General features: G+C 71.1%; 26 protein-coding genes and 3 tRNA genes. 16 read left to right on the top strand and 13 right to left on the bottom strand.

What is annotated here, in order from left to right; all coding sequences use genetic code 11:
- Entirely contained in the window at positions 1 to 648 is a 648-nt protein-coding gene (gene kamB, locus HNR67_RS03465) for a 16S rRNA (adenine(1408)-N(1))-methyltransferase KamB (RefSeq protein WP_185000673.1), read from the top strand.
- Here the strand turns inward: kamB and HNR67_RS03460 are convergent.
- The 3 genes from HNR67_RS03460 to HNR67_RS03450 are packed head-to-tail and all read right to left on the bottom strand — an operon-like array spanning position 645 to position 3,261.
- A complete protein-coding gene (locus HNR67_RS03460) occupies positions 645 to 1,121 on the bottom strand; it encodes a GerMN domain-containing protein (protein WP_185000672.1) in 477 nt (158 codons plus the stop codon). The two genes, kamB and HNR67_RS03460, sit on opposite strands and share 4 nt — an antisense overlap.
- Positions 1,115 to 2,590, bottom strand: a complete 1,476-nt coding sequence (locus HNR67_RS03455) for a sensor histidine kinase (protein ID WP_185000671.1) — start codon at positions 2,588 to 2,590, stop codon at positions 1,115 to 1,117. The genes HNR67_RS03460 and HNR67_RS03455 overlap by 7 nt, the downstream gene beginning before the upstream one ends.
- Positions 2,587 to 3,261 carry a response regulator transcription factor gene (locus HNR67_RS03450; RefSeq protein ID WP_185000670.1) on the bottom strand — a complete coding sequence of 225 codons (675 nt, stop codon included), beginning with the start codon at positions 3,259 to 3,261 and terminating at the stop codon, positions 2,587 to 2,589. The genes HNR67_RS03455 and HNR67_RS03450 overlap by 4 nt, the downstream gene beginning before the upstream one ends.
- 111 nt (positions 3,262 to 3,372) lie before the next feature.
- Between HNR67_RS03450 and HNR67_RS43395 the strand changes: the two genes are divergently transcribed.
- Complete coding sequence (locus tag HNR67_RS43395; protein ID WP_221489757.1) at positions 3,373 to 4,038, top strand: M15 family metallopeptidase; 666 nt, start codon at positions 3,373 to 3,375, stop codon at positions 4,036 to 4,038.
- Here HNR67_RS43395 and HNR67_RS03440 read toward each other — a convergent pair.
- Positions 4,035 to 4,790 carry a peptidoglycan recognition protein family protein gene (locus tag HNR67_RS03440; protein ID WP_185000669.1) on the bottom strand — a complete coding sequence of 252 codons (756 nt, stop codon included), beginning with the start codon at positions 4,788 to 4,790 and terminating at the stop codon, positions 4,035 to 4,037. The two genes, HNR67_RS43395 and HNR67_RS03440, sit on opposite strands and share 4 nt — an antisense overlap.
- Before the next feature lie 272 nt (positions 4,791 to 5,062).
- On the opposite strand from HNR67_RS03440, the gene HNR67_RS46100 reads away from it, so the two are divergent.
- Entirely contained in the window at positions 5,063 to 5,812 is a 750-nt protein-coding gene (locus HNR67_RS46100) for a LuxR C-terminal-related transcriptional regulator (RefSeq protein ID WP_185000668.1), read from the top strand.
- 36 nt (positions 5,813 to 5,848) lie between these two features.
- Here the strand turns inward: HNR67_RS46100 and HNR67_RS03430 are convergent, their stop codons facing one another.
- From HNR67_RS03430 to HNR67_RS03415, 4 genes are all read right to left on the bottom strand, one after another.
- Positions 5,849 to 6,151: a hypothetical protein gene (locus tag HNR67_RS03430; RefSeq protein WP_312986343.1), complete on the bottom strand. Its 303-nt coding sequence runs from the start codon at positions 6,149 to 6,151 to the stop codon at positions 5,849 to 5,851.
- Positions 6,152 to 6,456: 305 nt separating this feature from the next.
- Positions 6,457 to 8,655 (bottom strand): heavy metal translocating P-type ATPase, encoded by a 2,199-nt coding sequence (locus tag HNR67_RS03425; RefSeq protein ID WP_185010092.1) that lies wholly within the window; start codon positions 8,653 to 8,655, stop codon positions 6,457 to 6,459.
- An 80-nt stretch (positions 8,656 to 8,735) separates the two neighbouring features.
- Positions 8,736 to 8,945 carry a heavy-metal-associated domain-containing protein gene (locus HNR67_RS03420; RefSeq protein WP_185000666.1) on the bottom strand — a complete coding sequence of 70 codons (210 nt, stop codon included), beginning with the start codon at positions 8,943 to 8,945 and terminating at the stop codon, positions 8,736 to 8,738.
- A gap of 86 nt (positions 8,946 to 9,031) precedes the next feature.
- Positions 9,032 to 9,328, bottom strand: a complete 297-nt coding sequence (locus HNR67_RS03415; RefSeq protein WP_185000665.1) for a metal-sensitive transcriptional regulator — start codon at positions 9,326 to 9,328, stop codon at positions 9,032 to 9,034.
- Positions 9,329 to 9,520: 192 nt separating this feature from the next.
- Here HNR67_RS03415 and HNR67_RS44055 point away from each other — a divergent pair, with 192 nt between their 5' ends.
- From HNR67_RS44055 to HNR67_RS46600, 7 genes are all read left to right on the top strand, one after another.
- On the top strand, positions 9,521 to 9,760 hold the full coding sequence (locus tag HNR67_RS44055) for a hypothetical protein (RefSeq protein ID WP_246492451.1): 240 nt from the start codon (positions 9,521 to 9,523) through the stop codon (positions 9,758 to 9,760).
- Positions 9,761 to 10,023: 263 nt separating this feature from the next.
- Positions 10,024 to 10,653: a ScbR family autoregulator-binding transcription factor gene (locus HNR67_RS03410; protein WP_185000664.1), complete on the top strand. Its 630-nt coding sequence runs from the start codon at positions 10,024 to 10,026 to the stop codon at positions 10,651 to 10,653.
- An 11-nt stretch (positions 10,654 to 10,664) separates the two neighbouring features.
- Positions 10,665 to 11,423 carry an SCO6745 family protein gene (locus HNR67_RS03405; protein ID WP_312986339.1) on the top strand — a complete coding sequence of 253 codons (759 nt, stop codon included), beginning with the start codon at positions 10,665 to 10,667 and terminating at the stop codon, positions 11,421 to 11,423.
- A 272-nt stretch (positions 11,424 to 11,695) separates the two neighbouring features.
- Positions 11,696 to 11,768, top strand: a tRNA-Glu gene (locus tag HNR67_RS03400).
- Between the two features lie 20 nt (positions 11,769 to 11,788).
- A tRNA-Asp gene (locus HNR67_RS03395) sits at positions 11,789 to 11,862 on the top strand.
- 35 nt (positions 11,863 to 11,897) lie between these two features.
- Positions 11,898 to 11,971 (top strand) — tRNA-Phe (locus HNR67_RS03390).
- Positions 11,972 to 12,228: 257 nt separating this feature from the next.
- Positions 12,229 to 13,875, top strand: coding sequence for a proprotein convertase P-domain-containing protein (locus HNR67_RS46600; protein WP_185000662.1), 1,647 nt, complete (start codon positions 12,229 to 12,231; stop codon positions 13,873 to 13,875).
- A 37-nt stretch (positions 13,876 to 13,912) separates the two neighbouring features.
- Here HNR67_RS46600 and HNR67_RS03380 read toward each other — a convergent pair whose 3' ends face one another.
- The 3 genes from HNR67_RS03380 to yczE are packed head-to-tail and all read right to left on the bottom strand — an operon-like array spanning position 13,913 to position 16,356.
- On the bottom strand, positions 13,913 to 14,806 hold the full coding sequence (locus HNR67_RS03380; RefSeq protein WP_185000661.1) for an XRE family transcriptional regulator: 894 nt from the start codon (positions 14,804 to 14,806) through the stop codon (positions 13,913 to 13,915).
- A 17-nt stretch (positions 14,807 to 14,823) separates the two neighbouring features.
- Positions 14,824 to 15,672, bottom strand: coding sequence for a protein phosphatase 2C domain-containing protein (locus HNR67_RS03375; protein WP_312986338.1), 849 nt, complete (start codon positions 15,670 to 15,672; stop codon positions 14,824 to 14,826).
- A gap of 36 nt (positions 15,673 to 15,708) precedes the next feature.
- The gene (yczE, locus tag HNR67_RS03370) at positions 15,709 to 16,356 is read right to left on the bottom strand and encodes a membrane protein YczE (protein ID WP_185000660.1); all 648 of its coding nucleotides are present in this window, start codon (positions 16,354 to 16,356) and stop codon (positions 15,709 to 15,711) included.
- A gap of 62 nt (positions 16,357 to 16,418) precedes the next feature.
- Between yczE and yczR the strand changes: the two genes are divergently transcribed.
- Positions 16,419 to 17,864 carry a MocR-like transcription factor YczR gene (gene yczR / locus HNR67_RS03365; protein WP_185000659.1) on the top strand — a complete coding sequence of 482 codons (1,446 nt, stop codon included), beginning with the start codon at positions 16,419 to 16,421 and terminating at the stop codon, positions 17,862 to 17,864.
- A 306-nt stretch (positions 17,865 to 18,170) separates the two neighbouring features.
- Here the strand turns inward: yczR and HNR67_RS03360 are convergent, their stop codons facing one another.
- Entirely contained in the window at positions 18,171 to 19,037 is an 867-nt protein-coding gene (locus HNR67_RS03360) for a hypothetical protein (RefSeq protein WP_185000658.1), read from the bottom strand.
- Positions 19,038 to 19,380: 343 nt separating this feature from the next.
- On the opposite strand from HNR67_RS03360, the gene HNR67_RS03355 reads away from it, so the two are divergent.
- The 3 genes from HNR67_RS03355 to HNR67_RS03345 are packed head-to-tail and all read left to right on the top strand — an operon-like array spanning position 19,381 to position 22,372.
- On the top strand, positions 19,381 to 19,905 hold the full coding sequence (locus HNR67_RS03355) for an RNA polymerase sigma factor (RefSeq protein ID WP_185000657.1): 525 nt from the start codon (positions 19,381 to 19,383) through the stop codon (positions 19,903 to 19,905).
- A complete protein-coding gene (locus HNR67_RS03350) occupies positions 19,902 to 20,297 on the top strand; it encodes a hypothetical protein (RefSeq protein WP_185000656.1) in 396 nt (131 codons plus the stop codon). Before HNR67_RS03355 ends, HNR67_RS03350 begins: the two co-directional genes overlap by 4 nt.
- The gene (locus tag HNR67_RS03345) at positions 20,294 to 22,372 is read left to right on the top strand and encodes a CHAT domain-containing protein (protein WP_185000655.1); all 2,079 of its coding nucleotides are present in this window, start codon (positions 20,294 to 20,296) and stop codon (positions 22,370 to 22,372) included. The genes HNR67_RS03350 and HNR67_RS03345 overlap by 4 nt, the downstream gene beginning before the upstream one ends.
- On the opposite strand, the gene HNR67_RS03340 is transcribed toward HNR67_RS03345, so the two are convergent.
- Positions 22,309 to 23,484: a pyridoxal phosphate-dependent aminotransferase gene (locus HNR67_RS03340; RefSeq protein WP_185000654.1), complete on the bottom strand. Its 1,176-nt coding sequence runs from the start codon at positions 23,482 to 23,484 to the stop codon at positions 22,309 to 22,311. The two genes, HNR67_RS03345 and HNR67_RS03340, sit on opposite strands and share 64 nt — an antisense overlap.
- 45 nt (positions 23,485 to 23,529) lie before the next feature.
- On the opposite strand from HNR67_RS03340, the gene HNR67_RS03335 reads away from it, so the two are divergent.
- Positions 23,530 to 24,789, top strand: coding sequence for a DUF445 domain-containing protein (locus HNR67_RS03335; RefSeq protein ID WP_407645108.1), 1,260 nt, complete (start codon positions 23,530 to 23,532; stop codon positions 24,787 to 24,789).
- Between the two features lie 18 nt (positions 24,790 to 24,807).
- Positions 24,808 to 25,182 (top strand): VOC family protein, encoded by a 375-nt coding sequence (locus HNR67_RS03330; RefSeq protein WP_185000653.1) that lies wholly within the window; start codon positions 24,808 to 24,810, stop codon positions 25,180 to 25,182.
- The last annotated feature ends 48 nt before the right edge of the window (positions 25,183 to 25,230 follow it).

Genomic DNA, 25,230 nt, shown 5'->3' with positions numbered 1-25,230 from the left:
GTGCGTCGCGTAACCGGCAAGCAGGTCGTCGACCTGACCGCGGAGCAGTTCACCGAACTCCGCGCCCAGTACACCTCGGTCCTGCTCGACGTCGGCACCGGCGACGGCAAACACCCGCTGCACCTGGCCCGCAAACACCCGGACCAGCTGGTCATCGGCCTGGACGCGGCGCCGGACAACTTCCGCAAGACCGCCGGCAAGGCCGCGGCCAAACCGGCCAAGGGCGGGCTGGCCAACCTGGTCTACCTCTGGCACGCCGCCGAGGCGCTGCCGCCCGAACTGCGCGATATCGACGAGCTGCACGTGCTGATGCCCTGGGGCAGCCTGCTGCGCGGCGTGCTGGACACCGAGGGCGCGATGCTGCGGCAACTCGCCGCCTGCTGCCGCCCCGGCGCGGACTTCCTGGTCACGCTGAACCTGCACGCCTGGCGCCCGCCGGTGCCCGAGGTCGGCGAGACCGCCGAACCCACCCCGGAATCGGCCACCGAGGTGCTGGCCAAGGCATACGCCACCGCCGGCTGGCAGCTCGAGGCCGCCGCCTACCTCACCCCGGAGGAGATCGCCGAGCTGTCCACCTCCTGGACCCGCAGGCTGAACTCCTCCCGCGACCAGCTGGACGTGCTCGCCCTGCGCGGCAAGATCGCCTAAACGGACACCGGGCAGCGCGCCGAGGTCCCGTTGACCAGCACCGAACCCACCCCGTAGATCCCACCGCTTGCCAGGTGCCGGGCCGCGATCGTGCACACGATCTGGTTGACCGCCCACGAGTTCATCGGCAGCGGCGAGCCGCCGATGCCGTTCACCTCCACCTCGACCGAGTTGCGTTCGGTCACCGACGCGCTCAGCTCGCCAACCCCGCTGGTCGGCAACGCGCTGGACAGCCCGGCCGGATCGTCCTCGGTGATGCCGTTGAACAACTCGCGCAACGCGGTGGTGTAGTCGCCCAGCTTGCCGATCTTGCGCACCACCGGGGTCGGCCGGTTGCCCTGCAGGAAGTACAGCGTCGGCCCCTCGGCCACCCCGCGCGGCCCGTCCCCGCCGCCCACCGGCGGGGTCGGCCGCACCCCGCATCCGGCCAGCAGCGCCAGCGCGGCCAGCACCGCGGTCAGCCGCTTCACCACGGACCACCCTCCTCGAACGCCTGCGCCTCGATCCCCCTGGCCAGCCTGGGCAGCCGCAGGGTGAACCGGGCCCCGCCGTGCGGCGCGTTGGCCGCCTCGATCGTGCCGTAGTGCAGTTGCGCGTTCTCCCAGGCGATGGCCAGCCCGAGCCCGCTGCCCTCGGACCGGGACCGGGCCGAATCGGCCTTGTAGAAGCGGGCGAACACCTGCGGCAGCACCGCCTCCGGCAGCCCAGGCCCGTGGTCGGTGACGCTGAACTCGATCCACTGTGGACTCGCGGTCAGCGTGGCCACCACCGGCGGCTGGCCGTGCCGCAGCGCGTTGCCGACCAGGTTGGCCACGATCACGTCCAGCCTGCGGGCGTCCAGCCTGGTCAGCACGCCCTCGGGCAGCTCGGTCCGGACCGCGTCGATCCAGCCGCGGGCGCGCAGCGTGTTGCGCACCGCCTCGGCCACGTCCACCTCGGTCAGCACCAGCCTGGCCGCGCCTGCGTCGAACCGGGAGATCTCGATCAGGTCCTCCACCAGCCTGGCCAGCTTGCGGGTCTCCTGCCCGACCAGCCGGGCCGCGATCTGCGCGTCCTCCGGCAGGTTCGCCGACTCCTCGTCCAGCACGTCGGTCACCGCGGTCATCGCGGCCAGCGGGGTGCGCAGCTCGTGCGAGACGTCGGCGACGAACCGGCGCGCGTCCGCCTCCATCCGCTGCAACCCGGTCACCGTGCGGTCCAGCGCGGCCGCGGTGTCGTTGAAGGTGTGCGCCAGATCGGCCAGCTCGTCCGAGCCCTTGACCTCCAGCCGTGCACCCAGGTCGCCACCGGCCAGCCGCCTGGTGGCCCCACGCAGCTCGCGCACCGGCCGCAGCACCCCGCGCGCGGCCAGCAGCGCCAGCAGCGCGGCCAGCGGCAGCGCCAGCAGGCTGGTCTGCCACGCGCTGTTGGCCAGCGCGCTGATCTGCTGCGCGGGCCCGGCCAGGTCCCGGAACAGGTAGATCTCCATACCGCTCGGGGTCGGCTCCTCGCCCGCCTTCTTGGTCATCACCGGCATGCCGACGAAGAGCACCGTGCTGCTGCCGCCACCGGGGCTCTGACCGCGCTGGAACATCAGCACGCCCCGGTCCCGCACCGCGGCCCGCAGCTCGGCCGGGATGTCCTGCACCCGGTACCCCAGCGGGCGCGAGGTCATGCTCCGGTAGGTCACGATCGAGGTGCCGCCGGGCAGCCTGCTCGCGATCTGGTCCAGGGTGGCCTGGGTCGGCGGGAAGCTGATCTCCGGCGCGAGCTGGTTCACCGCGTTCTTCGCCGAGTCCATCACCTGGTCCTGGGCGTACTTGAGCACGGTGGTGCGGGCCGAGACGTAGCTGGCCCCGGCCGCGGCTGCCGCGCCGAGCGCGGCGATGGCCAGGAAGGCGAACACCAGCCGGGCCCGCAGCCCTCGGGCCCACACCGGCAGCGAGTCGAGCAGCCTGCTCATACCGGGCCGAACCGGTAGCCGAAGCCACGCACGGTCTGCACGTACACCGGGCTGGCCGGCCGGTCCTCGATCTTGGCCCGCAACCGCTGCACGCAGGCGTCCACCAGCCGCGAGTCACCCAGGTAGTCGTGCTCCCAGACCGCCTGCAGCAGCTGCTGGCGGCTGAACACCTGCCCAGGCGAGGCGGACAGCTCCAGCAGCAGCCGCAGCTCGGTCGGGGTCAGCCCGACCTGCCGGTTGTCCTTGGCCACCACCAGCGCCTGCCGGTCGATCTCCAGCGACCCGTGCCGCTCCTTGGCGGTCTGCTCGCTCGACCCGCGCCGCAGCACCGCCCTGATCCGCGCGTCCAGCACCCTCGGCTGCACCGGCTTGACCACGTAGTCGTCCGCGCCGGCCTCCAGCCCGCCGACGATGTCCATGTCATCGCTGCGCGCGGTCAGCATGATGATCGGCACCTCGCCGCCCGCCCTGATCCGGCGGCACACCTCGAACCCGTCGATGCCGGGCAGCATCAGGTCCAGCACCACGATGTCCGGGGCCTGCGCGCGCCACGCGTCCAGGCCCAGCTCGCCGGTGGCCGCCGCGTCCACGGTGTAGCCCTGCCGCCGCAGGGCCAGTTGCAGGCCCTCGCGCACGGCATGGTCGTCCTCGATCAACAGCACCCTCGGCATGAACCGATTATCGAGGTCGCCGACCCCCGCCGCCGACCTGGTGCGCTGGCTGTAGCAGAACCATGACAAGGCGCGGACCAGCCGTGGACATCCGCGGCCGACCGTAGTGGCATGCGCAACCAGACCCCTTACCTGGACGCGCCCACCACACCGATCCAGGTGTCCGGAACCAAGCCACGTCGCCGGTTCCGGGCCTGGACCGGAGTGGCCGGGCTCAGTCTGACCCTGCTGCTGGTCACCGGCTTCGTCGTCTACGGCCTGCCCTCACCGGAACACCCCGGCGGCCAGCTCTTCGGCGGCCTCACCGGCGGCCCGAGCAGCAGCACGGAGGACAACACCACCCGTGGCTCCACCGGCGCCTCCTGCACCTTCCCGCCGCAGCAGGCCGAACGCCTTGAGGTGCCAAGCGAGCTGGAGCCGGACCGGCTGCAGCCGAAGATGCGGGACGCCTTCCAGCAGGCCCGCTGCGCGGCCAAGGAGGACGGGGTGCAGATCCTGGTCAAATCGGCCCGGCGCACCGCCGCCGAGCAGCGCAGGCTGTTCCGGCAGGAGATCAAGACCCGCGGCTCGGAGGCGGAGGCCCGCAAGTGGGTGCTGCCGCCGGAGGAGTCCGCGCACGTCAAGGGCACCGCGGTGGATGTGAAGCCGCAGTCCGGCGCGAAGTGGCTGGAACAGAACGGCAACCAGTGGGGCCTGTGCCGCACCATCGACCGCGAGTGGTGGCACTTCGAGTACGACAAGGACTGGGTGGGCAAGCGGTGCCCAGCCCCCCGCTAGCGGCCGCGCACCAGCCTGGCCACCTCCTGCCGCACCGGCTCGAAGCCGCCGGCGAAGGCGTTGCCAGGGCACTGGGTCGCCACCCAGTCCCGGTGCCTGGCCAGCACCGGACCGTCGAAACGCTGCCCGTTCTCCACGTTGTGGTAGTTCAGCCTGGCCAGCGGGTCCAGCCCGCAGAGCAGGCTCAGCGCGGCCAGCGTCCTGGTCAGGGTGCCCACCGCCCGTGGATCGGGCTGCCCGCCGGTGAAGTCGCCGAGCAGGCAGATCCCGATGTTGCCCGGGTTGTGGCCGCGCACGTGCCCCGCGGTCACCGTCTCCGCACGGCCGTTGACCGGCGGCTGCCGGAACACGGCCGGACCGCCGGTGTGCCTGCCCTGGTAGAGCGTGCCCTCGGGGTCGATCAGCAGGTGGTAGCCGATATCGCCCCAGCCGTTGGCCACGGTGTGGCCGTGGTAGATCGCCCGCACCGCCGCGGCCCGGTCCGCGCCGACGCCGATCGCCGAGTGGTGCACGGTCAGGCACTGCACCGGGCTGAACGTGGCGGGCCAGACCTCGCCCTTGGCGCCGAACCGCAGCTTCTCGTCCGCGCCCCACTCCGCCCTGGCGCGCAGCCGCACGGCCAGTTCCGGCCGGCCAGGCGCGGTGAGTTCGGCAGGCGGTTGCCTGCTCCCGGCCCAGGCCGGGCCGGCGCCGGTGAGCACCGCCCCGGCCACCCCCGCGAGGCCCGTCAGTAGTGCACGGCGCGTAGTCATGGCCACCTCCTGATTCGCAGCGTAATTAGTTGACCACGCAGCGAAATAGGGCACAAACTAGGCCGAATGCCGTAGCAACGCTCCGCCGATCGTGCCCTCGGTAGTGGCTAGGCCGATGGGTCGGTTTTGTCCTCCAAACGAGTGACGACGATCGGCGGGAAGTGCAGGTTCCAACGTCAGAATCCCCGGTGGAACGCGACTACCTTCATAGGTGGCGTCACGATCGAGTGTGAGGCGACTCCAAGAAGGCAAGACGTCGAAAGGGGACCGCCGTGGATCCAGTGACACTGCGTGCACGAACCGCCGGGGTGCGCGCACGAGTCGGCGCTTACCGGGTCGCCCAGATCGATGCCGTTCCGCTCTTCCAGCACGGGGTCGCCGCGGTGCTCGGCCGCGATCCCCGGGTGCAGTGGGTCGGTGCCGCCAGCTCCCCCGGCAGCGCGGTGCAACTCTGCCGCGCGGCCCAACCGAACGTGTTGCTGATCGACTGCGAACTGGACCCCGGCGCGCACCTGTGCCGGATGCTGACCGGCATGCAGCCCAGCCTGGTGGTGATGACCCTGTTCCGCCCCGGCCAGCGGGCCGCCGGCGAGGTGGAGATCGCCCGGCGCGCGGGCGCCAAGGGCTTCCTGCCGCGCGAACTCGACCCGGCCCGGCTCCCGGAGGCGATCTGCCAGGCGGTGGAGCTGGGGCTGTACGTGGACCCCGCGCTGACCGCGCTGCTCACCCCCGGCCGGGTCATCGGCGCGCAACGCGGCGCGGGACCGGCGCTGTCCAAGCGGGAGTTCGAGGTGCTGCGGCTGATCGCGGACGGGCTCACCGCGAAGAACATCGCGCACCGCCTCGAGGTCTCCGAGGAGACCGTGAAGACCCATGTCCGGCGGATGCTGCGCAAGCTCGACGCGCGGGACCGGGCGCACGCGGTGGCGCTGGCCTATCAGGCCGGCCTGCTCGGCGAGGCCGCCGCGGCCGATGAGGTGGTGCGGTTGATGCCGGTGACCAGGGCGGTCGCGGCGCGCTGAGGCTCGGGATGCTCAGCGCGCCCTGCTGAGCTGGGGTCAGTGCGCCTGCTGGCGGAACTCCCAGTCGAGGCGCTGCATGACCCATTCCTGGGCCAGGGCCATCGGGGAGGTCTGGCGCTGCGCGGCCAGTTCGCGGAGCTGCTCGTTGGCGATCAGGCTCAGGCGGAGCTGGTGCACCTCGGCGTTGCCGAAGCGGCGGCCGGTGGCCGTGGTCTCGACGTCGGCCTCGGGGGCCAGCGCGGCGAGGTAGTTGTCCAGGTCGTTGTCGGGAGCGAGCAGTTCGGTCTCGGCTGCCGGAGCCGGGCGATGACGGCCGTTCTTCGATCGACTGAGAAGCACGGCAGACACGGTAACGAACCGGTGTCGAGGATACGAGACCTGTGACCTACACGTCAGTGTGTAACACCGCGAACGGGCTATTGACATGGAGAGGCCCCCGCGCCAGGGGGAGGAGCACGGGGGCCGGAGGGGATCTCCACAGGCGCTGACCGGGGGTGTGTCAGCAAAGTGATTGTTGCATGCTCACTCGCCGGTGCCCAGGGATGTCGTGGAACTTTTTTGTTTATAGCCTGTACTTATTCACCAAAACGGCGTTATGGACATTGGGTGACCGAGTTTGTGCACAGTGTGGAGTAAAAGCGATCTCACTCTGCCCAACCTCGAAATCGGCGCAAGCGCAAGCTGTTTGTGACCACGAACACACTGGAGAACGCCATCGCCGCGCCGGCCAGCATTGGGTTGAGTACCCCGGCCGCAGCCAGCGGCAAACCTGCCACGTTGTAGGCGAAGGCCCAGAACAGATTGCCCTTGATGGTGCCCAGGGTGCGCCGGGACAGCCGGATCGCGTCCGCGGCCACCCGCAGGTCCCCTCGGACCAGGGTCAGATCGCCTGCCTCGATGGCCACGTCGGTGCCGGTGCCCAGGGAAAGCCCCAGGTCGGCGGCTGCCAGCGCGGGCGCGTCGTTCACCCCGTCGCCGACCATGGCCACCACCCGGCCCTCGCCCTGCAGCCTGCGCACCGCGGCCACCTTGTCCGCCGGCATGACCTCGGCGATCACATCCGCCGCCGGAATGCCCACCTCCTCGGCCACCGTGGCGGCCACCGTGGCGTTGTCCCCGGTCAGCAGCACCGGCCGCAGCCCGAGCTGGCGCAACCGGCGCACTGCCTCGGCACTGGTCGGCTTCACCGTGTCCGAGACCGTCAGCAGCCCGGCCGCCACCCCGTCCACCGCGGCCGCGACCACGGTGCGCCCGGATGCCTCGGCCACCCGCACCGCCTCGGCCAGTTCGGCGGTCAGCTCGATGCCGCGTTCGGCCAGCAACCGCGGCCGCCCGACCAGCACTGCCCGTCCGGCCACCGTTCCCTGCACGCCGAGGCCTTCGTTGTTGCCGAATTCGGCCACCGCTGGCAGGTCACCCAGCTCCTTGGCCGCACCGTCGGCGATCGCCCGCGCGATCGGGTGCTCCGAGGCCGCCTCCACCGCCCCGGCCAGCCGCAACAGCTCGGCCCGGTCGACGCCCCCGGCCGGGACCACCCCGGCCAGCGTCATCACGCCGGTGGTCACCGTGCCGGTCTTGTCCAGCACGATGGTGTCGACCCGGCGGGTGGACTCCAGCACCTCCGGCCCCTTGACCAGGATGCCGAGCTGCGCGCCCCGCCCGGTGCCGACCAGCAGCGCGGTCGGCGTGGCCAGCCCGAGCGCGCACGGGCAGGCGATCACCAGCACGGCCACCGCCGCGGTCAGCGCGAAGGAGGCGCCCGCGCCCCACAGCAGCCAGAAGGTCAGCGTGGCCGCCGCGATCACCAGCACCACCGGCACGAACACCGCGGAGACCCGGTCGGCCAGCCGCTGCACCTGCGCCTTGCCCGCCTGCGCCTGCTCCACCAGCCGGGCCATCTGGGCGAGCTGGGTGTCCGCGCCGACCCGGCTGGCCCGGACCACCAGGCGTCCGCCCGCGTTCACCGTGCCGCCGGCCACCGCCGTGCCCGGCCCGACCTCCTCCGGCACCGACTCCCCGGTCAGCATCGACCGGTCCAGTGCCGAGGTGCCCTCCTCGACCACGCCGTCGGTGGCCACCTTCTCGCCCGGCCGCACCACGAACAGCGTGCCCACGGTCAGCGCGTCCACCGGGATCCGCCGCTCCCTGCCGTCCGCCAGCACCGCGACATCCTTGGCGCCCAAGGCGAGCAGCGCCCGCAGGGCCGCGCCGCTGCGCCGCTTGGAGCGGGCCTCCAGCCAGCGGCCCAGCAACAGGAACATGGTCACGCCCGCGGCGACCTCGAGGTAGATGTCCGCGGTGCTGGACTCCCTCGGCAGCAGGCTGAACTCGTGCACCATGCCGGGCATCCCGGCCCCGCCCCAGATCAGCGCGTACACCGACCACAGGTAGGCCACCGCGACACCCATCGAGACCAGGGTGTCCATCGTGGTCGCGCCGTGCCGCAGGTTCACCGCGGCGGTGCGGTGGAACGGCCAGCCGCACACCAGCACCACCGGCGAGGTCAGCGCCAGCGCGACCCACTGCCAGAACGGGAACTGCAGCGCCGGGATCATCGAGAGCAGGATGACGGGCAGGCCGAGCAGCGCGGCGATCACGAAGCGCGCCTTGAGATCCTCGGCCCGCTCGTCGGTGTCTTCATCGTCCACAGTGGACGGTTTGGCTGGTTGCGGTGGGGTGGCGGTGTACCCGGCGGTCTCCACCGTCGACACCAGCGTGCCGACGTCCAGGCCGTCCGGGTAGGACACGGTGGCCCGCTCGGTGGCGAAGTTGACCGTGGCGGTCACGCCGTCGAGCTTGTTCAGCTTGCGTTCGACCCGGCCGGCACAGGCCGCACAGGTCATCCCGCCGATGGCCAGCTCGATCCGCCGGCCCGCCTCCGTGGTCGTCACAACCGCTCCCCTCCGCCTCGCCTACAGGTTGGTCAGCTGGTGAGCTGGTAACCGGCCTCGGTCACCGCGGCCTTGACCTCGGCCGCGGTCAGCTCGCGCTCGCTGGTCACGGTCACCGCGCCGGTGGGCAGGTCCACCGCGACGCCGGTGACCCCGGCGACCTCGGACAGCTCCTCGGTGACCGAGCTGACGCAGTGCTGGCAGGTCATGCCGGTGACGGTGTAGGTGGCGCTGACGGACATGAGTGCTCCTCGTTCAGGTTCAGGGGAAACGGGACCCGCTCACGACTACGGATCCCGGCAGCAGGGCGTTCGGTCAGGACGTTCGGTCAGGACTTGACCAGGCGCGCGATCGCCTCGGCCGCCTCGCGGACCTTGGCCTGGGCGGCCTCGTCACTGGTGCGCGCGGCCTCCACGACACAGCCGGCCATGTGCTCCTCGAGCAGTTCGAGGGCGAAGGCCTGCAGTGCCCTGGTCGCGGCCGAGACCTGGGTCAGCACGTCGATGCAGTAGGTGTCGTCGTCGACCATCCGCTGCAGTCCGCGGACCTGCCCCTCGACTCGACGGAGTCGGCGCAGGTGGGCGTCCTTGCGTTTGCTGTACGGGTGGCTGTGTTCCTCGGCCATGCCGTGAGCATACCCCTAGGGGGTAGGGGTAAATGCCAGAGAGGTGGCCTGGCTCACAGAACGCTTGTCCTGTCAAGGGACAGATTGCCAACCGTTGATTACACAGGGTTCTTGATGAATCACTCGGCGGGGGGCTGTGAGCGAGGAAACCAGTGGCTAGCCTGCCTGCGAAGCCAACGTCGGGGAGGCGCCATGCACGGGTCGCTCGAGGTGCGGAAGTACCTGTGGGAACAGGACGACACGGTTGCCAAGGGCAGCGGGGTGCCGCTGCCGCGGAACGGAGAGCCATCCCGGATCTCCGCGGAACAGGTGCACAGGGCGCGCATGGCCGTTGCGCGGGGCGCTTTAGACGCCGAGGACTGCCGCATGCTGCTTGACATGCTGGGACTCGTCCCCAGTGAGGAGGACGGCATCCCGCCGGTACGGCGGTAGCGCCTGGGCGCGACAAACGATTGGGCCGGTGCGGGACGTGGCCGCGGAAGCCACGCCCCGCACCCCCGAGACGCACACCCCCCGGCGCCCGCCTCGGGCTGCCGCGGCAAAACATACCGAGCGGTCGGCTGGTCCGGCAATGAATCGGTTTCACGGTGTCGCGGACAGCACAGGGTGATGGCGTTTCACCCGGTGGTAGGACGGCTGTGCGGAATCCCGTCGACGGGGTAACTTGCGGTGCCGCCAGTGATCACGGAGCCGCCATGCCCACGCAGCCGAGAGCCCAGGTCACCCGAGAGTCGATCATGGTCGCCGCCGCGTCGGAGTTCGACCGGCTCGGCTATGCCGCCGTCTCGCTCAGCCTCATCCTGGAACGCTGCGGCGTGTCCAAGGGGGCCTTCTACTTCCACTTCCCGTCCAAGATCGCCCTGGCCGCCGCCATCATGGAGTCCGAACAGGCGCTGTGGCCGGAGCTGACCCGCCGCTGGGACGAACGCGGCCTGGACGCCCTGCGGACGCTGATCGGCTCCACCACCCAGGCGGTCGAGATGATCTCCGGCGACCCCATCGTGCGCGCGGGAGTCCGCCTCTCCACCGACCCGGAGGTGCACGCTTCCGGGCTGCGCCCGCAGTACCTGAACTGGGAGACCCTGCTGACCGTGCTGGTCGAACGGGCCGCGACCGAGGGTCTGCTCCGGCCGGGTGTCGATCCGGTGGAGGTGGCGCGGGTGCTCAACGCCGTGTTCGCTGGGAACCGGGAGATCGCCGCGGCCCTGACCGGGTACGCGGACTACGTCGCCCGGATGGACCAGGCGTGGCGGGTGCTGCTGCCTGGTATCGCCACCGAGGAGTGGCTGACCCAATGGCGAACCGCCTCCGCGGGAGGCGGCTGAGGAGGCAATACGTGACCAGTCCGGCCGAGGTCGCCCAGGCGACCCGGAAACCGCTGGTGAAGCTGGGCGGAGTGTTCATGACCTCGCCCCAGATGAGTGCGCATACCAAGGCCCTTGAGCTGCCACGGGGTGGTCTGTACTTCCGCGGCCGGGCCGCGGTGCTGGGCGATCCGTCCTCCACCGTGGTCGCCGAGCTGTACGGCATCTTCCCGAAGTGGCTGATGCACGCGGTGATCCCGCAGGTCACCCAGCTGCTGCCGGCCACGGCCGCGGTGGCCGAGTACTCCGCGGCCTGCTGGGAGTGGGGCCGGGAGGCGCTGGCCGAGGTCCCGGAGGCCGCCCGCACCGCCGAACTGCTCTTCCAGATCAGCGATGGCGCGGACGCCGGCAACCTGCCGCTGTTCGCGGGCTGGCGCGAGGCCCCGCGCCCCGATGACACCCCGGCCCGGCTGGCACACGCGCTCAACCTGGTGCGCGAGTACCGCGGCGGCCTGCACTTCGGCGCGCTGCGCGCCTGCGGCATCGGCATCGCCGAGGCGCTGGCGGTCAACCCGGAGAGCGGAAAGTCGATCATGACCAGGCTGGCCTGGCAGGAGGAGGAGGCCGACGCGCTGATCGCGCGCACCGCGGCCAACCCCGACCTGCCCCGCCGCTGGCGCCAGGCCGAGGAGCTGACCGACACCGCGATGGGCCAGACCCTGGCCGACACGCTGTCCGAGGCTGAGCTGGCCGAGTTCCGCGAGCTGATGCGGGCACTGCCGACCCCGTGACGGGGCGGATGGAGCAGTGGCGGAACTCACAGGGGTTAGTTGACCGCTGCTCCATCCGGGTAAGTGGGCTCGGATGGGTGACTTCGGCAGGTCGGGCGGGGGTCTCTTGATCGCCGGTCACGCTGGTTCGGCGAACGTTTTCCCTGGTGGCGAGCTTTCTGGACCCCCGTTTTGGAGCTTTGGCCCCCCGTGCCCTAAGCTATCCATGCTCCCAACGGAAAGCCGTTGAGGGTGCAGGAGAACTTCTGATTCACTGGAGTCAGAAACATCCGGCCCCCATCGTCTAGTGGCCTAGGACGCCGCCCTTTCAAGGCGGTAGCGCGGGTTCGAATCCCGTTGGGGGTACGCAGTACAGTACGAAGCAAGGCCCAGTGGCGCAGTTGGTTAGCGCGTCGCCCTGTCACGGCGAAGGTCGCGGGTTCGAGTCCCGTCTGGGTCGCAAAAGGGGTTCGCTCCACGGAGCGAGCCCCTTTCGGCCAGGTAGCTCAGTTGGTACGAGCGACCGCCTGAAAAGCGGTAGGTCGGCGGTTCGACCCCGCCCCTGGCCACCGAAATGGGATCCCCCTGCTCATCCACCTTGCAGGGGGATTTCGCTTTTTTCGGTGGCATCCACACCGGGGGCCCGAGCCCCCGGACCCCCACGTTCCGAGTGGCTCTGACCCAGCGTGGTTGCGCTGGGTCTCGGTGGGTTATCCACAGGTTGTCCACAGGTGTTAACGCTTAACTGGCGTTGGTTAACTGTTAACCCTGCCTTGCGTTGGTGGTCACGTTCTAGTTTTGGGTTCCCTGCTTTGAGAGGAACCTGATGAAAGCGTTGATCCCTGCGGTATTACTTTCGTTGGTATTTCCTGCCAGTGCTTCTGCTGAGGCTGGTGATGTTGTTGGGAAGTGGATTGATCCTAGTGATGGGCAGCTAGTTGTGTCCGTTTATGGGGAGGGGGCTGCTGAGCAGGTTCGGCAGAGTGGCTCTCGGGTTCAGGTTGTTTCGCGTGGTCGGGCTGAGCTTGATGGGATTGTTCGGCGAGTTGGTTCGATTGCTGCGGGGCCGACCGGGGTCACCTCTTGGGGGATTGATCCGGTTAGTGCGCAGGTTGTGGTTCGGACTGTGGCTGCGGCTGACGCTGACCTGGTGGCGCGGATCCGTGGGTTTGGGGAGGCTGTGCGGGTTGTGGTGGATGCGGCTGCGCCTGTTCAGCAGGCTGGGGAGGTGCGGACGGGGAGTCCGTGGTGGCCTGGGAGTGAGACCTACTGTTCGGTTGGGTTTGGGGCTACTGATTCTGGTGGGGGGAAGCACTTCCTGACTGCTGGGCATTGCACCAATGATGCTAATCAGGCTGCTTATGGGCAGATTAGTCAGCAGAATCGGGTTGGTACGTCGAACGTTGGGGGGTCGCGTAGTGTTAATGCGCGTGAGGGGGATATGGGGGTTGTTGCTGTTACGGAGGCTGGGTGGGCTCTTTCGCCTTCGGTGAATACTTGGGGTGGGGGTGCTGTGACAGTGGCTGGGTTTGTTGAGCCTGTGGTGGGGCAGAGTACTTGTCACTCGGGGAATACTTCTAAGTGGCAGTGTGGGCGGGTTACCGCGGTTAATCAGACGATTAACTATGGGAGCGTGGTTGTTGAGGGGTTGGCCACGACCACTGCCTGCTCGAAGGGTGGGGACTCTGGTGGGGGGTGGCTGGTTGGGGACAAGGCTGTGGGGTTGCACTCGGGTGGGCAGTCGTCTTGTGAGCCGGGTGGGGCGGACAACCAGTCGATCTTTCAGCCGGTGGGTGAGGCGTTGAAGAAGTGGGGGCTGACGTTGGTGACCGGGGATCCGGGTGGGGATACCGAGGCGCCTTCGGTGCCGGGGAACCTGCGGGCTACCGGGGTCACTTCGTCTTCGGTGGCGTTGGGGTGGGATGCGGCCACGGACAACGTTGGGGTGACCGGGTACGACGTGTATCGCGGTGAGGAGGTTGTGGCCAGTTCGGAGGGGACTTCGGTGAGTGTTGCCGGGCTTGCGGCTGACACGGAGTACAGCTTTGTGGTTCGGGCCCGGGATGCCGCGGGGAACCGGTCTGGGGCCAGTGCGGTGGTGACGGCTCGGACCGCGAAGGGGGACACCGGGGCCCGGACTTTCAGTAATGGCAAGGCTTTTGCTATTCGGGACTTCGCGGTGGCGGTGAGTCCGGTGCGGTCAACGGCTTCGGGGAGTGCCGCGGCGCCGGTGACCGTGGTGGTGGATGCGGTGCACACCTGCCAGGAGGACTTGAACATCACTCTGGTGGGGCCGTCCGGGCGGTACTACTCGTTGCAGCGGGCCGGGGGCTTTGAGTGCCATGCGTTCCCGGGGACTCGGACCTTCACGGTGCGGACCAGTGAGCAGGCTGGGGGGAACTGGACGTTGCGGATCGGGGACAACGGGCCTGGGGATGTGGGCACGTTGAACAGTTGGTCTGTGACTGTGTGAGGTTGGGTGGGGCGTTCCTGTTGGGGCGCCCCACTTTTTATGGCCAGGTCCAGTGGAAGCCGTAGGTGCCGGGGCCGAAATCCGTTGCCACGCCGTGGACTGAGGTGAGTTCGTCCAGGTGGACCTGTTCGGTGTGGTGGGTGTTCTTGGTGGTGGTGTGGCGGGTGATGGTGGCCGGGGGGCAGGTGGGGTGGAAGCGGATCTCCAGGACGTATTCGCGTACGGGGAGGCGGAATTTTCGTTCGTAGTTGGTGGCGGTGGGGTGCGGGGCGTGGTTGGTCAGTTCGTGTTCGGTGATGATGGTTTCGTTGCGTTGCAAGGGTTTGGGGAAGAGGAGTTCGGCTGCGAGCAGGCCGGTGTCGGGGTTTGTGGTGTGGCGGCCCAGGGTGCAGTGGCGGAGGGGTTTTATCTCGGGGAGGGGGTGGTTGTGTTCGTCGAGGTGGAGGATCACCACCCAGCGGTCGGGGCCGTCGGCGTTGGCCCGGAGGACCTGGCGGGAGACGAAGGTGAGTTCCTCGCGGTTGGGGCCGATGTGGATGGTGTCGTGCTGGCTCAGGCGGGTCAGGCGGGCGTCCCAGGTGGTGTCGATGTCGCTGACGGCGTCTTCGACGTCCGTTGGGGCCGGCCAGAAGGCGCCGATCTCGGGGAGTTCGGGGACCCGGTGCAGGCCGCGGGGGCGTGGCGGGCCGAGCAGGGCGGTCAGGGTGCCCTGGGGGACGGCCAGGACCTCTTCGAGGTGGTGCAGGGCGGTCAGGGACTCGTGGCGTTCTGGGCGGCTGCGGCCGGACTGCCAGTAGCTCAGGGTGGCCGCGGAGACGGTGACGCCTCTGCTGCGCAGGTGTTCGCGGATGCGGTGCAGGCCAAGGCCGCGGCGGGCGATGGCCGCGCGCAGGGCGGTGGCGAACGGGTCCGGGTTCGGCTCCGGCGGCATGCTCGGAGGGTAGGACCTCAGAAGCGGGGGAACCAGTCGTCGTCGAAATGCACCACGACCAGGCTCTGGTCGTCGTGCCGCTTCGGGCGCGGCCACTTGCGGCCGTCCGGGTCGGACTCCTCGGCCTTGCGCACCGCGTCCAGCACCGTGTGCAGGCCGTCCTGCACCGCCTGGTCGTAGAGCGCGGTCCAGTCGGTGAACACGCCGTAGTCCTCGACCCCGCAGGACACGCCGTCGCTGGCCATCACCACCGCCTGCACCTGGTCCCGCATCCAGTGCGCGCGCATGGCCTGCTTGGCCGCGACCGGATCGGCCTCGGCCACCCAGAACCCGCCCTCGCGGTTGCGCCACTGGCCCACCTCGGTGGCCGAGGCACGCAGCGCGTCCACGTGCGCGCCGGAGAAGCCCGCGCCGTCGCGGAGCTGCTCGCGGTAGCCGGTGCGCCGGGGCACCGACAGGTTCGCCAGCCGGGTGTCGTTGAGCACGTGCACATCGCCGACGGTGAAGGCCACCACCGGGCTGTCCGCCAGCACCAGGGCGTCCACCCGCTCCTCGTCCCAGCGCAGCAGGGCGACCGTGCTGGAGGGCGCCTTGCCCGGTTCCAGGTCGTGGTCGGCGGCCACCTGGCTGATGCAGGCGGCCAGCAGCTCGGCCAGGTCGATGTCGGGCTGGGCGGTGAGCTGCCTGCGCAGCCGGTCGGCCAGCCGCTCGGCGTACCAGCCGCCGGTGTGCCGCCCCGGTTCCAGCCGGGTCGCGCCGTCCAGGAGCACCACCGCGTTCGGCAGGACCACGATGCGGTCCTCGCTCTCGGCGAAACCGCCGGTGAGGTGGACCCCTGCTCGTTCCGCCATCTCGATCGCCGGCACGATCGGGACAGTAATGCGAAAATCGAGGAAAGCCTGCTACTGGGCCGTTTTCCACTCAGCCGGAGTACGCAGTGCCACGAACGGCACAAAGAACTGGGCAAGTGGCCCAATGGTGATCGCGTACAACAGGGTGCCGATGCCGATCGTGCCGCCGAGGAAGAAGCCCAGCACCAGCACGGCGATCTCGATCCCGGTGCGCACCAGGCGGATTGACCAGCCGGTCCGCGCGCACAGACCGGTCATCAGACCGTCGCGGGGGCCGGGGCCGAGGCGGGCGCCGATGTAGGCGGCGGTGGCCAGGCCGTTGAGCACGATCGCGGCCACCAGGAAGATCGCGCGCAGCCACCAGGAACCGGCCGCGGGCAGCAGGAACAGGGTGGCGTCCACCGCGACCGCGATCAGCACCACGTTGGCCACCGTGCCGATGCCCGGCCGCTGCCGCAACGGGATCCAGCCCAGCAGCACGATCACCCCGGTGATCGCGGTGATGGTGCCGAAGCTGAGCGGGATGTGCCGGGTCAGGCCCTCGTGCAGCACGTCCCACGGGTCGAGGCCGAGCCCGGACCTGATCATCAGCGCCATGCTCGCGCCGTAGAGCAGCAGCCCGGCCAGCAGCTGGCTGAGTCGCCGCGCGGGCCGTAAGCCGACCGGGAGCGGGTGCAGGGGGACTGTCGGGGACGCCATGCGGTCATCCTGTGCGGGGATTGGCCTTTACTTCGAGGGCCAAAGTGGAAAAATTGGCCCACATGAGTCAGGCATTGCCCGCCGGTGGCCGGATCTCCGCGCCGCACCTCGCCGATCTGCTCGGCTGCTGGCGCAACGGTCCGCACCGCGCCCAGTCCGCCGACCTGGCCGCCGCGCTGCGGTTGCTGGTGCTGGAGGGACGGCTGCCGGTGGGCACCCGGCTGCCCGCGGAACGTGAACTGGCCCAGGCACTCGACCTCAGCCGGACCACGGTCACCGCGATGCTGGACCGGCTGCGCGAACAGGACCTGATCGCCAGCCGCCGGGGCGCGGGCTCCTGGATCACCCTGCCCGGCAGGCCGGTGGTGCGGGCCGGGTTCGGCCCGCTGCCGGCGGACGAGGCGATCAACCTGGCCCAGGCCACCCCGGCCGCGCCTGCCGAGCTGGCCGGTGCGGTGGACGCGGCCCGGCTGCGGCTGCCCGAGTACCTGAGCGGGCCCGGCTACGCGCCGATGGGCCTGCTGCCGCTGCGCGAACGCATCGCCGAGCGCTACACCCGGCGCGGCCTGCCCACCGGGCCGGACCAGGTCATGATCACCAGCGGTGCGCAGCACGCGCTCGCGCTGACCCTGCGGCTGCTGGTCATGCCGGGGCAGCGGGTGCTGGTGGAGAACCCGACCTACCCCAACGCGGTGGACGCCATCCGGGCCGCGCACGCCCAGCCGGTGCCGGTCGCGCTGGCCCCGGACGGCTGGGACCTGCCGGGCATCGAGGCCACCCTGCGCCAGGGCGCGCCCCGGCTGGCCTACCTGATGCCGGACTTCCAGAACCCCACCGGCCTGCGGATGGACGCCGAGGGCCGGGAACAGCTGGCCGCCACGTTGCGCCGGACCCGGACGCTGGCGCTGGTCGATGAGACCCTGGCCGAGCTGGACCTGGACGGTGATCCGCTGGACGGGCCGCCGCCGCTGGCCGCCTTCGCCGAGCAGCAGGTGATCACCGCGGGCTCGGCCTCGAAGATGCTCTGGGGCGGGCTGCGGCTGGGCTGGCTGCGGGCGCCGGTGGAACTGGCCCAGCAGCTCGCCGGGGTGCGGGCCTCGATCGACCTCGGCTCCTCGGTGCTGGACCAGCTGGTGCTGACCGAGCTGCTCACCGAGCCGGATTCGCTGCTGGCCCGCCGCCGCGCCCAGTTCGCCGCGGCCAGGGACACCATGATCGACGCGCTGAGTGCGGAGCTGCCCGCCTGGCGGATCCGCCGTCCCGGCGGCGGGCTGAGCCTGTGGTGCGGGCTGGACGGGCCGATCAGCACCCGGCTGGCCGCCGCCGCGGTCAACCACGGACTGCACCTGGTGCCGGGCTCCCGCTTCGGCGTGCACGGCGGGCTGGAGCGGTGGCTGCGGCTGTCCTTCGCCCAGGACCCCGCGGTGCTGACCGAGGCGGTGCACCGGCTCGCGCGGGCCGCGGCCACCCTCACCGGGACCGGCGCCGAGCTGCTGGCAGTGACCTGACCTGGACAAATAAGGAGCCCCGGTACCGCGGGGGCAACGCGGTACCGGGGCTGCGCACCCAACACGGCCGGGCGCGGTCGGCCGGTTGGGAGATCAGGGGCGTGCTCACAGGACGCTGGCCGACTCGGTCGGCGTTGCTCGGAAAGTCCGGCAACCGCGGCGACGAATGGCCGATCACTGGATCACGCGGGAGGTTGTTCCTGCTCAACGCAGGTGCGGCGGAAAAGCCGCGCCGGGAATGCCGCTCGGATGGCGCAAGCCGTCACAGGCTGTGCACGCACACCGATGGCGTGTGACCGACCTCGGTCAGTCGGGCGAGGTGGGCGGCAGGCCCGGGTTGTTGTGCGGCGAGCCCGCGGTGCGCGGGCGCTCGACGGTCACCAGGCTCGGCTTGGGCAGTTGCGGCAGCGGAGCGGTGATCAGCGCGGTGGCGCCACGGGCGCCGCCGTTGTCCGAGGCGGTGCCGCCCAGCGAGGCCGAGGACGGCGCGTGCGGGGTCGGGTGCCGGTGATCCGGAGCGGTGGGCAGGTCCGGGAAGTCGTGCTGCTCGGCCCGGTCGTCGGTCGGCAGCGGCACGACCTTGCCGATGGCCTGGCGCACGGTGGTCACGGTGCGGGTGGCCACGACGGGCGCCGGTTCGGCCGCAGGCGGTGGTGTCGGCTCGGGCTCGACCACCGGTGGCGGCGCGGGCAGTTCGGCCGGGGGCGGCGGCGTCGGCCTCGGCTGGCGGACCGCGCTGACCGAGCCCTCGGCGGACTTCGGGGTGCGGATCGCCCTGGTCGGCGCCGGGCTATCGCCCTCGTCCTCAGGCAGCGGCTGGACCTCGGCGGAGCCGGTGGTGGCCAGGCTGCCGCCCTTGGCGTCCAGGCCATCGTCCTCGGCGACCATCGTGGTCAGCGCGGAGGACGGGCGGCCGAGTTTGGCGTTGAGCCGTTCGGTGATGCGTGCGCCGAGGCCACCGGCCCGCGCGACGGCATCCGTCTTGGCCGGCTCCTGGAACTCCGAATCGGTCGACGGGCTCAGAACGTCTACGCGGGCCGGTGACTCGTCGGCATTGGCGGTGACAGCTCCGGCCAGCCAGGCGGCCGCAGCCAGGCCGCCGGCAATGGCCAGCCGGACGGCAGCGGGGCGCAGCCTCTCTCCCCAGCTGCGCACCGCCCCGGCGCTGGTCACCGTCACCACCACCTACCGATCACCGGACGACTGAACGAAAGACATGTTTGTTTCCAGGGTGCGTCAACCATGGTTGGCCCGTTTGGCGGGATGCGCGAGCGTACTGGCCGGTTTCCACCCGGAGGTGGGTCGTGTTGCTCCGGACGTGCGCGAAACGATCACCCTGCGTCGATAACTCCAGGTGGGCAAGCGGTTTCCACGGCTGGTGAACTGGGGCCAGATCACGCTCGGCGAGGGGCGCTCAGGCGGGTGAGCGTTGTCACGCCATCGGGCGGCTGACGGATCCGCCGCAGGTCCGGCCGCTTCCAAGCACCGAAGGGTCGCCGGAGGCAGGGGAGTGCGGATGGACGGGGAATGGCAGCGGCTGGTCGGCCGCTACGCACGGCTGGTGTGGGCGGTGGCCCGCTCGCACCGGCTCACCGACCAGGAGGCGGCCGACGTCAGCCAGACCACCTGGCTGAGACTGGCCGAACGCCGCGGCGAGCTGAGACTCCCGCACCGGGTGCAGGCCTGGCTGGTCACCACCGCCCGCCGGGAGTCCCTGCGGGCCCTGGCCGCCCGCCGCCGCGAGCGCTGCCTGGACCTGGAGACCCTCGGCCGGGTCGCGCACCTGGACCGCTTCCGCGTGCCGGACCCGGCGGACCTGGTCATCCAGGGTGACCGGGCGGGCAGGCTGTGGCGGGCCTTCGCCCGGATGCCGTTGCGGTGCAGGCAGTTGCTGTGGATCGCGGCCTACGCGCCGGACCTCAGCTACGTCCGGGTCGCCGAACTGCTGGGCATGCCGGTCGGCAGCATCGGCCCCACCAGGGGCAGGTGCCTGGCCGCGTTGCGCCGTCGGCTGGTCGGCGAACTGGGGGCGGCGGGATGACCGACGAGGAGCTGTACGCCGAGCTGACCGAGGTCGTCGCGAACACGGACCCACTGCCGCCACAGGTGCTGGCCGCGGCCGGTGCGGCGGGTGCGGTGACCGCGCCCCGCGGGATCCGGCTGCACGAGGTCGACCCCGCACCCGGGATGCGCGGCGACGACCTGATCATGTTGAGCGCCTACGGCGTCACGGTCCGGGTGGAACTGGGCGAGGCGATCACCGGCGTGGTCACCGGAACCGGCGGGGTGGTCGAACTACGCACCCCGGACGGCTCCTGGTTCGCCGAGATCGACCCGGCGGGCCGGTTCACCGTCGAGGGCCTGCCCAGGGGCCCGGTGAGCCTGCGGGTGCACGGCGAGGCCCTGCTGGTCGGGGAGTGGATGACGTGGTGAGCCTGGTCGATCGAGCCGCCGCGGAACCGGAACCGGTGCTGCGCGAAGCGGTGGCCGCCCTGGCGAGCGCCCGGGGCGCGGAACGAGTGCGGTTGCGACTGGCGGCCTGCCTGGCCCACGTCGAACTGGGCGAGCCCGCCCCGGCGGCCCGGCACGCCCGCCTTGCCCTGGCCGCGGCGGAACGGGCCGGACTGGGTGGATTGGCCGCCTCGGTCCGGCTGGCCAGGGCCTGGCTCGCGGTGGACCGGGGACGGCCGCGGGCAGCACTGGCCGAGCTGGACCGGGCTCGTGGGCTGGCCGGGGTGGAACTGGCGAAGGCCCGGTGCCTGCGTGGTGCGGCGTACTTCGCGTTGCGGGAACCGGCGGAGGCAGAGCTGACCGCCGCGGTGGCCGGGCTGACGGCGGAACCACGGTGGCTGGCCAACGCGCTGATCGTGCGTGGCGCGGATGCCTGTTATCGGGGGCAGGCGGTGCGTGGGCGGGCTGATTTCGCTGCGGCGGAAGGGATTCTGGCAGAGTTGGGGTTGCCGGAGCGGGCCGCGGTGTGCGTGCACAACCAGGGGTTCGCGGCGTTGCGGAGTGGGGATTCCGTTGCGGCGCTGCGGTTGTTCGACGCGGCGGAGCAGGCGGGGGCGGATCCGTTGCGGCATCCGGAGATGTTGCTGGACCGGGCGGAGGCGTTGCCGCCGGAGGAGGCGGGGCCGGTGTTGCGGCGGGCGATCGTGTTGCTCCGGGCGGCGGGGAAGGAGCGGAAGTTGGCGGAGGCGATGGTGTCGCTGGCGCGGTGTTCCTTGCGGGGCAGGGATTTCGCGGCCGCGGCGGGGGCGGCTCTGGAGGCGGTGGAGTTGCTCCGGCGGCAGCGTCGGCCGGGGTGGGCGGCCCTGGCGAGGGCGCTGGGGCTGCATTCCACGCTGCTGGCCCGCACCGGCGGAAGCCTCGGAGCGGTTGGCCGGATCGCCGACCGGTGTGCCCGAGCCGGGTGGTCGGCGGAGGCCGACGAACTGAGGCTGGTGGCCGGCCGGATCGCACTGCGAGACGGCCGGGAAGCGTTGGGGCGGAGGCTGTTGGGGCAGATCCACGGGAAGGCGACCCGATGGCGGGCGCGGGCGGAACTCGCCGGCGGCGGGGAGGTGCTCCGCGTGTGCCGGCGCGGGTTGCGGGCCGGGTGGGATCAGGAGCTGGCCGAGTTTGGCCTGGGGGCTGCCTTGGCCGACGGGGACGCCGCCACGGTGCTGCGCTGGGCTCGGCGATGCCGGGGTGATGAGCTGGCCGGGCCGGATGTTCTGGAGTACTTCGTGCACGAGAACCGGATCTGGGTCGGGTGCCGGGGGCGGGTGCACCGGCTGGGCGAGGTGCGGGCGTTGCGGTTGGAGTTGGCCGGGTGGCGGCTGGCCGGGGGCAGCGCGCTGGGGATCCAGCGGCTGGTGTGGCCCGCGGCGGAGATCGGGGCGGCCGTGACGGTGGTCGTGCCGGAGGAACTCGCGGGGGTGCCCTGGGGTGCGTTGCCGGCGCTGGCCGGGCGGGAGACCACGGTGTTGCCGCCCGGCTGGAAGCCTGGCGTGCCCCGGTCGGGGGAACCGTTGTGGGTTGCCGGACCGGGGTTGCCGGGGGCCGAGGCGGAGGTTCGGGCGTTGCACGCCGTGCACGGTGGGCGGTTGCTGGTCCGGGCGAGGGTCGCGGAGACCCTGCGGGCGGTGGCGTCGGCCGGGACGGTGCACGTCGCGGCGCACGGGCGGCAGCACAACGGGTGTCTTGAGCTGGCCGACGGGCCGGTGCGGCTGGCCGAGGTGCTGGCCAGGGCTGGTGGGCTGACCGTGCTCTCCGCCTGCGGGCTGGGGCGGGTGTTGCGGGCGGGCCGGGGTGCGGTGATCGCGAGTGTGGTGGAGGTCGCCGACGCCGGGACCGGGGCGATGATGCTGGCCCTGCACGAGCGGTTGCGGCACGAACCCCCGGCGGCCGCGCTGGCCGCCGTTGCGCGGCTGCACGGGCACCGGGGGTTCGTGTGTGTTGGTCAGGCGGTGAGTTTGCCCAGGCGGAGCAGGGCCTCGTCGAGGACCTCGTCCCGCTTGCAGTAGGCGAAGCGGACCAGGTGGCGGGCGGTGGCCGGGTCGTCGCAGAAGACCTGGACCGGGATCGCGGCCACGCCGATGCGTTCGGGCAGTTCGCGGCAGAGGGTGGCGCCGTCGTCGAAGCCGAGGGGGCGGACGTCGGTGCAGATGAAGTAGGTGCCCTCGCTGGGCAGGACCTTGAAGCCGGCGCCTGCCAGGCCCTCGGACAGGCGGTCGCGTTTGCGCTGCAGGTCCTGGCGGAGGGTTTCCACCCAGGGCAGTTCGTTGCGCAGGGCGTGCGCGACCGCGGGCTGGAAGGGGGCACCGCCGACGAAGGTGATGAACTGCTTGGCCGCGCGGACCGCGGCGATCAGCTCCTTCGGGCCGCACACCCAGCCGATCTTCCAGCCGGTGGCGTTGAAGGTCTTGCCGCTGCTGGAGATGGTCAGGGTGCGCTCGGCCATGCCGGGGAAGGTGCCGATGGGGTGGTGCTTCCGACCGTCGTAGAGCAGGTGCTCGTAGACCTCGTCGGAGATCACCAGGAAGTCGTGCCGCTGGGCCAGGTCGGCGATCTCGGCCAGTTCGGCGTCGGTGAGCACGGTGCCGGTCGGGTTGTGCGGGGTGTTGAGCAGCAGGGCCTTGGTCTTGGGGCCCGCCGCGGCGCGCAGGGCCTCGACGTCCAGGGTGAACCGGCCGGTGTCCGGGTCGGGGCGCAGGGCGACCGCACGGCGAACGCCGCCGGCCATGGCCACCGAGGCGGCGTAGGAGTCGTAGTAGGGCTCGATCAGGATGACCTCGTCGCCCGGTTCGACCAGGGCGATCAGGCTGGCCGCGATGGCCTCGGTGGCGCCGACGGTGACCAGGATCTCGGTGTCCTGGTCGAACTGCTGGCCGTACTGGCCCGCGCGGTGCTCGGCGATGGCCGCGCGCAGTTCGGGGCGGCCGGGGCCGGGCGGGTACTGGTTGATCCCGTCCGCGATCGCCTGCTGGGCGGCGGCGAGCATCGAGGCCGGACCGTCGGTGTCCGGGAAACCCTGACCCAGGTTGACCGCGCCGGTGCGCTGCGCCAACGCCGTCATCTCAGCGAAGATCGTCGAGGTGAACGGCTGGAGCCGGGAGACGAGAGCGGGAATGGTCACGTCAGAGATCCTGCAACTTCACCGGGCTGAGCCACAATCGGAGTTGTGGAAACGCTGACACCCGCCGAGACCGTCAAGCGCGCCGAACTGCGCAAGATGAAGGCCGTGGCCACCTCGTTCCTGCTCGGGGCGGTGGTCATCTACGTCTTCGCGCGCTGGCAGGAGTCGGTGGGCGCGCCGGCCTGGGTGGGCTTCGTCCGGGCCGCGGCCGAGGCCGGCATGGTCGGCGCGCTCGCGGACTGGTTCGCGGTGACCGCGTTGTTCCGGCGGCCGCTTGGCCTGCCGATCCCGCACACCGCGATCATCCCGACCCGCAAGAAGGAGCTGGGCACCAGCCTCGGCGACTTCGTCGGCGCCAACTTCCTCTCCACCGAGGTGGTCAGGGACAAGCTCAGCCGGGTCGGCATCGCCGGGCGGCTCGGCCAGTGGCTGGCCGCCCCTGGGCACGCCGAGCGGGTCACCGAGGAGCTGGCCACCGCGGTGCGCGGCGCGGTCACCGTGCTGCGTGACGAGGACGTGCAGGCCGTGCTGGAACAGGCCGTGGTGCGCAAGCTGGTGGACCGGCCGTGGGGGCCGCCGCTGGGCAGACTGCTCGGCCAGACCTTCGCCGACGGCGCCCACCACAAGCTGGTCGACCTGCTCTTCGACCGCGCCTACGACTACGTGCTGACCAACGAGCACACGCTCAAGTCGCTGGTCTCCGACCGCGCCCCGTCCTGGTCGCCGAAGTTCGTGGAAGGCATGGTCGCGGACAAGGTCTACAACGAGCTGCTGGCCTTCGCCTGGGCGGTCAAGACCGAGCCGGAACACCCGGTGCGGCTGGCGGTGGACAAGTTCCTGGCCGAGTTCGCGCACGACCTGCAGCACGACCCGGACACCATGGCCAAGGCCGAGGCGGTCAAACAGCAGGTCGTGGAGCACCCGGACGTGCAGAACCTGGTCGGCTCGGCCTGGGGCACCGCGAAGAAGATGATCCTGGCCGCGGCCGAGGACCCCTCCAGCGAGTTCCGCGTCCGGGTCCGCGACGGCCTGCGCACCCTGGGCCGCAAGCTCGGCGCGGAGCCGGAGCTGCGGGCCAAGGTGGACGGCTGGCTGGAGGGCGCCGCGGTCTACCTGGTCACCAACTACCAGGCCGAGATCGTCACGCTGATCACCGACACGGTGGACCGCTGGGACGGCGAGCAGACCGCGCGCAAGGTGGAACTCCAGGTCGGCAGGGACCTGCAGTTCATCCGGATCAACGGCACCGTGGTGGGCGCGCTGGCCGGACTGGGTATCCACACTGTGTCCCAGTTGCTGTTCTAGGGAGAGGTGAACAGGCAGATGGCTTCCGGTGTGCGGATCGAACTGACCGCGATCGACTGCCCGAACCCGAGGGAGCTGGCCGAGTTCTACGGCAGGCTGCTCGGCTGGCAGCTCATCAAGGGCCGGGAGGACTTCCTGGCCCTCTACGACGACGACGGGGTGGCCCGGCTCGGCTTCCAGCGGGTCCAGGACTACCGGCCGCCCACCTGGCCCACCGGCGAGCGGCCGCAGATGCTGCACCTGGACCTGCGGGTGGACGACCTGGACGCCGAGCACGAGCGCACGCTGGCCTGCGGGGCGGTGGTCCTCGGCGAGGTGCAGGGCAGCTCGAAGAAGGGCTGGCGGGTCTACGCCGACCCGGCCGGGCACCCGTTCTGCCTGATCGCGGACTGAGCGGCCGGGCCGCCCGGACGCAGGGTCCGGGCGGTCCAGCCCTGCCGC

The sequence above is a fragment of the Crossiella cryophila genome (assembly GCF_014204915.1).
In the GTDB taxonomy this organism is placed as follows: domain Bacteria; phylum Actinomycetota; class Actinomycetes; order Mycobacteriales; family Pseudonocardiaceae; genus Crossiella; species Crossiella cryophila.
Note: the sequence above shows the minus strand (reverse complement) of the source record. Positions and strands in the feature narration are given on the sequence as shown.